This window comes from uncultured Neisseria sp. (assembly GCF_951230505.1).
Classification (GTDB): Bacteria; Pseudomonadota; Gammaproteobacteria; order Burkholderiales; family Neisseriaceae; genus Neisseria.
This window is the reverse complement of record NZ_CATNVN010000068.1, coordinates 1-9,212: the sequence shown is the minus strand read 5'-3', so window position 1 is coordinate 9,212 and position 9,212 is coordinate 1. Positions and strand designations below refer to the sequence as shown.

Sequence of the window (9,212 nt, the reverse complement as noted above, 5' to 3'; positions counted from 1 at the left end):
AAGAATTGGGAATATGTTTGAAAAACAGCATCATCAGATACCAAAACAGCGTAGCGGCCGCCGCGCCAAGCAATACCCACGCGCTGATTTTGGCGATTTCCCGAATGGTACGCTTTTGTTTGCGGCTGAACAAACGGTTCACAATCAATGCCGCTATGGCGCAAAAGAAAAAAAATCTCAAAAGCCTGCCTATCATTTCACATTCTCCCAAAAATATTGCCTTTAATCAGGGCAGGCCGTCTGAAGCCTCATGCACAAAACAAAAACGAAACGTTATAATACCCCTTTTGCCGCTTCACTTGGAAATTACAAATGACAACAAATGCCTCAGTGGGCATTGTAACGCCCCAGAAAATCCCGTTTGACACACCGCTTGCTCTGGAAAACGGCAAAACTTTACCCCGTTTCGATCTGATGATTGAAACCTACGGCACACTCAATGCCGACAAAAGCAATGCCGTCCTGATCTGCCACGCCCTGTCAGGCAATCATCATGTTGCCGGCAAGCACAGTGCGGAGGATAAATACGCCGGTTGGTGGGACAATATGGTCGGCCCCGGCAAACCCATCGATACCGAACGCTTTTTCGTTGTCGGTTTGAACAACTTGGGCGGCTGCGACGGCAGTACCGGTCCTTTATCCGAGAATCCTGAAACCGGCCATGAATATGGCGCAGATTTTCCGGTTGTAACCGTAAAAGACTGGGTGAAGTCCCAATCCATGCTTGCCGATTATCTCGGCATTCAAAAATGGGCGGCCATTGTCGGCGGCAGCTTGGGCGGTATGCAGGCATTGCAATGGACGATTTCTTTGCCTGAACGCGTTGCCCACGCGCTCGTCATCGCTTCTGCGCCTAAACTTTCCACTCAAAACATCGCGTTTAACGATGTTGCCCGTCAGGCTATTTTGACCGACCCCGATTTCCATGAAGGCAATTACCGCAGCCATCATACCGTTCCTTCACGCGGTTTGCGTATCGCGCGCATGATGGGGCACATTACCTATCTTGCCGAAGACGGCTTGGGTAAAAAATTCGGCCGCGATTTAAAATCAGACGGCTATCAGTATGGCTACGGCGTTGAATTTGAAGTGGAATCTTATCTTCGCTATCAAGGCGACAAGTTTGTCGGCCGTTTTGATGCCAACACTTATCTGCTGATGACCAAGGCACTCGACTATTTTGACCCGGCCGCCGATTACGGCCACAACCTCACGCGCGCCGTGGAGAATGTGCAGGCCAAATTTTTTGTTGCCAGCTTTAGCACTGACTGGCGCTTCTCGCCGCAACGTTCGCATGAATTGGTCAAGGCATTAATCGCCGCACAAAAATCTGTGCAGTACATTGAAGTCAAATCCAATCATGGACACGATGCCTTCTTGATGGAGGACGAAGCCTATATCCGCGCTGTTGCCGCTTATATGAACAACGTTTACAAGGACTGCCAAAAATGAATCTGCGCGACGATTTGCAACTCATTTACGATTGGATACCCGAAGGCAGCCGCGTACTCGATTTAGGCTGCGGCGACGGCGAACTGTTGGCCGCGTTGGTGGAACATAAAAATTGCACCGGCTACGGCGTTGAAATCGATACCGACAGCGTGATTGCCGCTATATCCCGCGGCGTGAACGTCATTCAAGCCGATTTAGAAGAAGGTTTGGTGGCTTTTGGTGATCAAAGTTTTGATGTGATTGTCTTGAGCCAAACCATTCAGGCGATGCAGAACACGGAAAAAATCCTGCGCTGCCTAATGCGCGTGGCCAAGCAGGCTATTGTCAGCTTCCCTAATTTCGGCTACTGGCGCAACCGTTTTCAAATCGCCGTTGGCGGCCATATGCCGGTTTCCGAGCGGATGCCGTATCATTGGTACGATACGCCCAATATCCATTGGTGTACCCTCAAAGACTTTGACTTACTGTGTGCCAAAAATAAAATCCGTGTGCTTGAGCGTGCGGTCATGACGGGCAACCGACAGGTCAAACATCTGCCGAATTTATTGGGCAGCCTGGCGTTTTATCGCGTAGGTTGATTGCGGTTATCAATAAAGGCCGTCTGAACAGGTAATCACGAAAGCATGGCTTTTGCGGATAGCTGTTCAGACGGCCTTTTATTGTTAAAGTCGGTTTAAGCCTGTTTCAATTTTTCCAACAAGGCCAAACTGCCGGCATCGACCAGACGGTAGGTTTCGTCAAAGTCGCCCGTGTACCACGGATCGGGAACGTGGTTGTACCCTGAATCGGGGATAAGGTCGGTCAGTTTGAAGATTTTGCCAGGGTGGAAACCGAGCTGCTTTTCAGTTTCTCTGAGGTTGTTGTCGTCCATCACGATGATGTAGTCGAAATGCTCGGCATCGCTGGGTTTGATTTTGCTGCTGGTAAAGCCTGACGGGTCGATGCCGTGTTGCTTGAGTGCGCGGCGCGTGCCTTCGTGCATGTCTTCTCCGTCGTGCCAGCCTGATGTGCCTGCGCTGGCTGTAATGACTGCATTGCCCATGCCTGCTTCGCGGGCGCGGTGGCGCAGGACGTATTCGGCCATGGGGGAGCGGCAGATGTTGCCGAGGCAGACGAAAAGGATTTTGTGGGTTTTCATATGCGTGAAAATGAGCGGTAAGGTTTGAAAATCAATGCAACACGTTAAACCGTTTTCAGACGGCCTTGGCGTGTTGCATTTTCAATTTAGTTTACATTGCTGAAGAAAGGATTATGACCTTCCAGTTTCAACGCTTGGGCATAAGTAGGGATATTCTCGTTTTCGCCCAGTGGGTTGTGCAGCAGGTAGAGGTGCTCGATTCGGCATTCGGCCATCAGGTCGAGGAAGTTTTGCTGAACGATGGCGATATTGTCGGTTGAAGCCAGCTCCCAAGTGAAGGTCTGTGGAACAATTTCAAACGCGCTGTCTGTCGCGTTGAAGCTGAACTGGAGCTTGCCGTCCGCTTTTGCTGCGGCAACAACGCCGACACGCGGGCTTTGCATACGGATGGCGCGGATGGCGTTGGTGGCAAAAACGTCCATGGCCATGCGTTGGCGGGTATGGCTGCCTTCGGTCAGCGCGTCAAGCGGCGTATTGGGCGAGAGCGGGTTAGTAAAGAGGGTAACGCCGTCGAGGGCGAGATGCTCTTGCCAAACCTGCATCAATGGCAGGCCTGCCTGTTGCAGGTTAAGGCCCAAGGCAGTCTGAATGTCTTTATTGCCGTAGCCCAGCGCGTAAACAACATGGACAGATTGGCCTTCGGGCAGCACCAATGGTTTGTATTCGAATTTTTGCAGGAATGCGCCTGCCGCTTCATCGTTTTGCTTGGCTTGGAACCACTCGCCCGGGGTAACGCTGCTCAAATCGGTCGATTGGACGAGGTAGGGCAGCCATTGAGTGTTTTGCGTGAGGGCGCGCAGGTTGGGGTAGTTTTGCAGGCAGGCGAAGAGGGCTTCGGTAGGCAGCGTGAGCGGCAGGGTTTGTTCTTTTTTGCAACCGGCGACCAAAACGACAGGCAGGGCAAACCATTGGGCTTCGTTATCGTTTTCTGCCTTCAGAACTTCGCCCACGCTTTGAATCAGGCTGGTGTAAGTGCCGACATCGGGCGCCATGGTCATTGCCAATGAAAGGTTGATGTAATGGTTTTGGCTGAGCATGGTGCGGATTTCGGTTTGTAGTTGGCCAGCTGAAAGCTTGCGTGATGCGGAGGAGGAGTTGTGTGCCAGCTGATAGGCATTGAGCAGAAGGTAGTTTTTGATAGGGCTCTGCGGATAAGGGCGGGTATCTGGAAGAACAAAGGTTTTCATGACGGTTTGAAGTGTTGTGTTGTAATTGTGGCGATTATAGCAATTTAGTCAGTCGGTGTGCTTGTTAATACATGAAATTCAAATGGCGATATAGGATACGCTTCATTCCTACACGGTGTATGTATCGGCATTTTCTAAGATGAGGGGGCAAATGCCCGATGTGTTATAATCCATGACCAAACATAATTCAGAAAGGAACAAAATCATGCGCTTGCTTCATACTATGTTGCGTGTCGGCAATCTCGAACGCTCTTTGGAGTTCTATCAAAACGTATTGAATATGCAACTGCTGCGCCGCCGCGATTATCCTGAAGGCCGTTTTACTTTGGCTTTTGTTGGTTATGGTGATGAGGCGGACCATACTGTTTTGGAACTGACCCACAACTGGGATACCGAGTCTTACGACTTGGGCAATGCTTACGGCCACATCGCGATTGAAGTCGATGATGCTTACGCGGCGTGCGAGCGTGTCAAAGAAATGGGCGGTAAAGTGGTACGCGAAGCCGGTCCGATGAAACACGGCACGACTGTGATTGCGTTTGTCGAAGATCCGGACGGCTACAAAATTGAATTTATTCAAAAGAAAAGCGGTAGCGATTCGGTGCAATATTCATCTTAAGGCATAAGATAATGGAAAAGGCCGTCTGAACATTCAGACGGCCTTTTGTTTGATCAGCCCAGCTGTTTTTGCTTTTCGCTCAACAGGGCGTGTACTTGAAGCGCGGTAGCGTAGCGGTCTTCTCCCGCTTCAATCGGATCGAGGAAATGCAGCTCGACCGTGCTGGAAGGTTGGCTGATGACCATGCAGATAGATTGCCAGAGGCTGATGTCGCCGTAGTAGGCTGTGTGCGGGTTGGGGCTACTGCCGTCCGGATTCGGGTAGCGGCAGAGTGCCGGAATAATCGGTACGCCTGCATCATAGGCCGTCTGAAAAAAGCTCGGTTTGAACGGCAGGATTTCACGGCCTTCGGTACTGGTGCCTTCGGGGAAAATGGTAACGGTATCGCCGTTTTTCAGTGCTTCGGTCACGCCTGCAATTTTGGCGGAGTTGCCTTTGATGCCGCGGTTGCGCGAGACATAAACCGTTTGTGCCTGCGTAGCGAGATAACCGACCACCGGCCATTTGGCTACATCGTCTTTAGCCACAAAACGACCGGGGAAAGCGCCGTTAACCGCCATAATGTCCAACCATGAAATATGGTTGCTGATAAGCATTTGGCCGCGGCCTTCTTGCGGCGGCGTGCCGAAAGTTTGCAGTTTCATGCCGCAGGAAGCGAGCACGCGCAGCGACCATAATTGAATCGCGCGCAGTTTGCGTTTGCTGCTGTAAAAGGGGAACAGAAAAAACATTTCGGCCATGCCGTACAAAAGGCAGCCGGCAATGCAGAGAAGACGGAAGATAAAACGGATTTTGGCGGTCATTGTGTGTGTTTTTTTATAAAGATTAGGCAGGCCGTCTGAAGTTTCAGACGGCCTTTTATTATGAATCGGTTTTAGGGGCGAAACGCTGCAAGTAGCGGTCGGAAAGGTGGTTGATGTCCATCATGATCAGCACATCCGCGCAGTTGAACGCTTCATCGACGCAAGGCTCGCCGCAGAACCACGCGCCTGCTTTGAGATAGCCTTTGATCAGGGCAGGTACAGGCGGATTTTCAGACGGCGTGATGCTGTCCCATTTGAGCGGATTGAGCGGTTTGACACGCCATTGTTCCGGAGCGAGGTATTTGTCTTTTAAAGCATGATACAGGCCGGCCGCATCGTTGCCGCCGTCGCGCATTTCGATACTGCCGCAACCAATCATAAAGCGCAGGTTTTCGTCTTTCATGAATTTGACCAAACCGGTCCACAACAGCATGACCAAGCCGCCGTTGCGGTAGTCCGGGTGGGTGCAGGCGCGGCCGAGTTCGACGGTTTGTGGCAAGATGTCTTTTAAAGGCTCAAGGTCGAATTCATGCTCGCTGTACCAGCCGCCGACTTTTTTTGCGGTTTCCTCGGTAATCAGGCGGTAGCAGCCGATTACCTCGCCGGTTGCATCGTCGAAGGCGAGCAGATGGTGGCAATGTTCATCATAAGGATCGACATCGCGGCCGTCATCGCTTTCGATTTCCGCCCCCAATTCTTGGGCAAAAACCTGATAGCGCAATCTTTGGGCGGCTTCGATTTCAGCTTGGGTTTCTGCAAGGCGTACGCTCAGGCCGATTTTGGGGCCCGTTTGATTGAAACGGCTGGGGGACATGATGTTTCCTGTTTGAAGAAAATGGCTGATTATAGCGGATATACGGACAGATTTATATTGATTTGCTTTGCGGTAGGGCAAATTATGTCGGGTTGTTGGAAAAAGGCTTCAGGCCGTCTGCATTTGGCATGCCAAGCGGTACAAGCGTAAAATCAACGTTTTTGCCGCTTTTTTTATTATGGAAACCTCTTTCCTGCTTGCCGGAAAAATTATCGAGCTGACGCTGATTGTTTTGATGGGCGTGGCCTTAGTGAAGGCAGGGCTGTTGAAATCGGAAAACAGCTATACGCTCTCGGTCATCGCGCTTTACCTGATCAGCCCGTCCGTCATGATTCATGCTTTTCAGATGGACAATATGCCGCAGATTATCGAAGGGCTGAAGCTTTCCGTCATGCTGGCAGTGTTTTTCCATGTGGTGTTGATTGTTTTGGGCAGGTTGTTTAAACACTTGTTCAAACTCGATGCGCTCGAACACGCGGCGACGGTGTACAGCAATTCGGGCAACCTGATTATCCCTTTGGTAATGTCGGTCTTTGGGCCGGAATGGGTGATTTACACCAGCGGTTTTATCATGGTGCAGACGTTTTTGTTTTGGACGCATCTGCGCCTGTTGATTTGCGGCCGAGGTAATGTGGCTTGGAAAACCATTTTCACTAATATCAATATCTTATCCATGCTGGTCGGGCTGCTGATGTTTACCTTTCAAATCAAGCTGCCGCATATTATCGATAATACTGTGGCGACGGTGGGCAGTATGATTGGCCCGGTTGCTATGTTGGTGGCAGGCATGCTTTTGGCTTCTTTGCCGCTGCGCTCGATTATGTGGACGCCGAGGCTTTATCTCGTTGCTTTTTTAAGGTTGATTTTGATTCCGATATTATTGCTTTTTGCCGTCAAAGTCTGTGGTTTTGCCCATCATGATGCGCATGCGGATACGGTTGTTTTGATCAGCTTTTTGGCAACGACTTCGCCTGCCGCCGCGACAGTTACCCAAATGGCGGTTGTTTACGGCAAAAATGCCCAAAAAGCCAGCGCGATTTATGGGCTGACGACCTTATTTTGTGTGGTAACTATGCCGGTGATGATTGCGTTATATCGTTGGATTATTTAAGAAAAGGGTAGGCTGTCTGAAACGTTAGCCTTATGTTTCAGGCGGCCTGTTTGTTATTTTAAATTTGAAAATAACTTTTATTATCAATTAATTAAGCAATTAAAAAACTATACAAAGCCGTTTGCAGCGTGTATCCTTATGTCTAACATTCATCCAATATCAATCTTTAAAGGAACACAGCCATGACCGACTTTACCGTTTGGGAAACCGCACCTTTCAATTCCACCATTGACCATATTTTGCAGCGTTACCACAATGTCCACCGCGCCCAGTTTGAAGAGTTGGTTCCGCTGGCGCAAAAAGTGGCGCAGGTTCATGCTGATACTTTCCCTGCCGAAGTTCCTGATTTGTTGGCCTATATGCAAAACGAGCTGTTGATGCACATGATGAAAGAGGAGCGCATGTTGTTCCCAATGATTAATCAGGGCGTGGGTCGCGGCGCGGCAATGCCTATCAGCGTGATGATGCACGAGCATGAAGAACACGATCAGGCCATCGCGCGTCTGGAAGAATTGACCAACAATTTTGAGCTTCCCGAAGGCGCTTGCGGCAGCTGGACCCGTTTGTACACTTTGGCCAAAGAGATGGTGGATGATTTGAAAGACCATATCCATTTGGAAAATGAGATTTTGTTCCACCGTGTTTTGGCTTCTTAAAATTTGAGCTTAATCAAGGCCGTCTGAATGTTCAGACGGCCTGTTCTTTAATCCCTTGCTAAGTTAGTATAATAGTTCTAAAATTTTAATAAATAAACAAAATTAGGTAGTAAAGGCACACATCCGTTCTTTTGTTTACTTGAGAAGGAGTTTATGAATGAAACATTCTAAAGTTTTACTATCGGGTATTCTGTTTGTTGCTCTGACTGCGTGCGCCCAAACGACGGACGGCAGCTGGAGCGCCTTGCAGGATACGAAAACAGGCGTGCAGTCGCGGCCTTATTATGAATTTGGCAATGTGGTTCAGAAGATTTCTTTTAAGAAAACCGGCAATCCGGAAAATGGTTTGAAAAAGCCTGTCTTGACTGTGTATCGTCAGGGCAAGCTGTTGGGCGAAGCATATAATTTGGAAGCCTATCATGGCACCCCCTTGTTGCCAACCCTGTTTTTGGTAAACGGCAAGTCATTAAATATCAATGACGGCAACGATAGAAAACTGTTGGCTGCTGCTAAGAGAATCGATTTTTACGATTTCGGACGTGGTCGGATCGGCCATGCAGTCTTTACCGCGCCTAACGGCATCTGTCAGGATATGAAACACGGCAAAGGCGTTTCTTACAAGCTGGTTACCAACTATGTTAATTTTCCGGATTATCCTGCGCCTGAAAATATCTTGATTATCACTGCGCAAGGCAAATATGAGCAAGACGGTTTTATATTGGATTCCACTGAGTCAAGGGTGACCAGTGCCAATAAAGAGTTTGCCAGGAAATATGGCGAAGCCCTGAAATCCAAGAATGGCCCTGAGACCAGGCATGTGAATATGGCCAATGCAGCCAGCGCGGAAAAAGGCAGACTGTTGGCTGATTATATCTGTCAGTAATCATATCAAAGGCCGTCTGAAATTCAGACGGCCTTTTTGAATCATGAATGCATCTCTTGTTCAAACGACAGCAGAATCTGTTTCACTTCATCCGCTTCTTTGACGGCGCGGATGCGGCCAAACAATATCTGCGCCTGTTCAAACTCTTTTTTCATCATGCCCAGCCACTGTTTCAAACGGGCAACCGGATATTTGTTGTTGGCTTCTTTGGCAAGGCATAAATCGAAGAACTGGACTATCCATGAGGAGACTTCGGCAAAGTTGGTGTCTTTCACTGTTTCGCCGTTTTCATATTGCTTGATTTGCCGTGCCAAGTCTGGACGGATAACCGCGCCGCGCCCGAGCATCACGCTGTCGCAACCGCTGACGGTTTTAATGTCGAGATAGTCTTGAAGGCTGAACACATCGCCGTTGGCGGTAACGGGAATACTGACAGCATCGCGGATTTTGCGTACCCATTCCCAATGAGCCGGCGGCTCGTAGCCTTCGACTTTGGTGCGTGCATGGACGGTCAACGCGCATGCGCCGCCGTTTTCAATCGCGGAAGCG

At 49.6% G+C, this 9,212-nt stretch carries 12 protein-coding genes; 6 read left to right on the top strand and 6 right to left on the bottom strand.

The window, feature by feature from the left end; all coding sequences use genetic code 11:
* Positions 1 to 196, bottom strand: a 196-nt coding sequence (locus tag Q1M25_RS05760; protein WP_300482774.1) for a hypothetical protein, incomplete at its 3' end; no start/stop codon positions are given.
* 116 nt (positions 197 to 312) lie between these two features.
* Here Q1M25_RS05760 and Q1M25_RS05755 point away from each other — a divergent pair.
* Together Q1M25_RS05755 and metW are read left to right on the top strand one after the other, a co-directional pair.
* Entirely contained in the window at positions 313 to 1,452 is a 1,140-nt protein-coding gene (locus Q1M25_RS05755; protein WP_004519859.1) for a homoserine O-acetyltransferase, read from the top strand.
* Positions 1,449 to 2,030 (top strand): methionine biosynthesis protein MetW, encoded by a 582-nt coding sequence (gene metW, locus Q1M25_RS05750; protein WP_004519858.1) that lies wholly within the window; start codon positions 1,449 to 1,451, stop codon positions 2,028 to 2,030. Before Q1M25_RS05755 ends, metW begins: the two co-directional genes overlap by 4 nt.
* Positions 2,031 to 2,125: 95 nt before the next feature.
* On the opposite strand, the gene Q1M25_RS05745 is transcribed toward metW, so the two are convergent.
* Together Q1M25_RS05745 and Q1M25_RS05740 are read right to left on the bottom strand one after the other, a co-directional pair.
* Positions 2,126 to 2,590 carry a low molecular weight protein-tyrosine-phosphatase gene (locus tag Q1M25_RS05745; RefSeq protein ID WP_003685247.1) on the bottom strand — a complete coding sequence of 155 codons (465 nt, stop codon included), beginning with the start codon at positions 2,588 to 2,590 and terminating at the stop codon, positions 2,126 to 2,128.
* Positions 2,591 to 2,676: 86 nt separating this feature from the next.
* Positions 2,677 to 3,777 (bottom strand): conjugal transfer protein, encoded by a 1,101-nt coding sequence (locus Q1M25_RS05740; RefSeq protein ID WP_293208170.1) that lies wholly within the window; start codon positions 3,775 to 3,777, stop codon positions 2,677 to 2,679.
* Between the two features lie 205 nt (positions 3,778 to 3,982).
* Here Q1M25_RS05740 and gloA point away from each other — a divergent pair, with 205 nt between their 5' ends.
* A complete protein-coding gene (gloA, locus tag Q1M25_RS05735; protein WP_293208167.1) occupies positions 3,983 to 4,396 on the top strand; it encodes a lactoylglutathione lyase in 414 nt (137 codons plus the stop codon).
* Positions 4,397 to 4,449: 53 nt separating this feature from the next.
* Here the strand turns inward: gloA and Q1M25_RS05730 are convergent, their stop codons facing one another.
* Together Q1M25_RS05730 and Q1M25_RS05725 are read right to left on the bottom strand one after the other, a co-directional pair.
* Positions 4,450 to 5,199 carry a 1-acyl-sn-glycerol-3-phosphate acyltransferase gene (locus Q1M25_RS05730; protein ID WP_003747133.1) on the bottom strand — a complete coding sequence of 250 codons (750 nt, stop codon included), beginning with the start codon at positions 5,197 to 5,199 and terminating at the stop codon, positions 4,450 to 4,452.
* 58 nt (positions 5,200 to 5,257) lie between these two features.
* Positions 5,258 to 6,013, bottom strand: a complete 756-nt coding sequence (locus Q1M25_RS05725; protein ID WP_070625413.1) for a GNAT family N-acetyltransferase — start codon at positions 6,011 to 6,013, stop codon at positions 5,258 to 5,260.
* A 178-nt stretch (positions 6,014 to 6,191) separates the two neighbouring features.
* On the opposite strand from Q1M25_RS05725, the gene Q1M25_RS05720 reads away from it, so the two are divergent.
* From Q1M25_RS05720 to Q1M25_RS05710, 3 genes are all read left to right on the top strand, one after another.
* A complete protein-coding gene (locus Q1M25_RS05720) occupies positions 6,192 to 7,124 on the top strand; it encodes an AEC family transporter (protein WP_300482763.1) in 933 nt (310 codons plus the stop codon).
* A 182-nt stretch (positions 7,125 to 7,306) separates the two neighbouring features.
* Positions 7,307 to 7,780, top strand: coding sequence for an iron-sulfur cluster repair protein DnrN (gene dnrN / locus Q1M25_RS05715; RefSeq protein WP_004519850.1), 474 nt, complete (start codon positions 7,307 to 7,309; stop codon positions 7,778 to 7,780).
* 157 nt (positions 7,781 to 7,937) lie between these two features.
* Positions 7,938 to 8,663: a hypothetical protein gene (locus Q1M25_RS05710; protein WP_300482758.1), complete on the top strand. Its 726-nt coding sequence runs from the start codon at positions 7,938 to 7,940 to the stop codon at positions 8,661 to 8,663.
* 41 nt (positions 8,664 to 8,704) lie between these two features.
* Here the strand turns inward: Q1M25_RS05710 and Q1M25_RS05705 are convergent.
* The coding region (locus Q1M25_RS05705) for a tRNA-dihydrouridine synthase (protein WP_300482755.1) at positions 8,705 to 9,212 on the bottom strand (508 nt) is incomplete at its 5' end.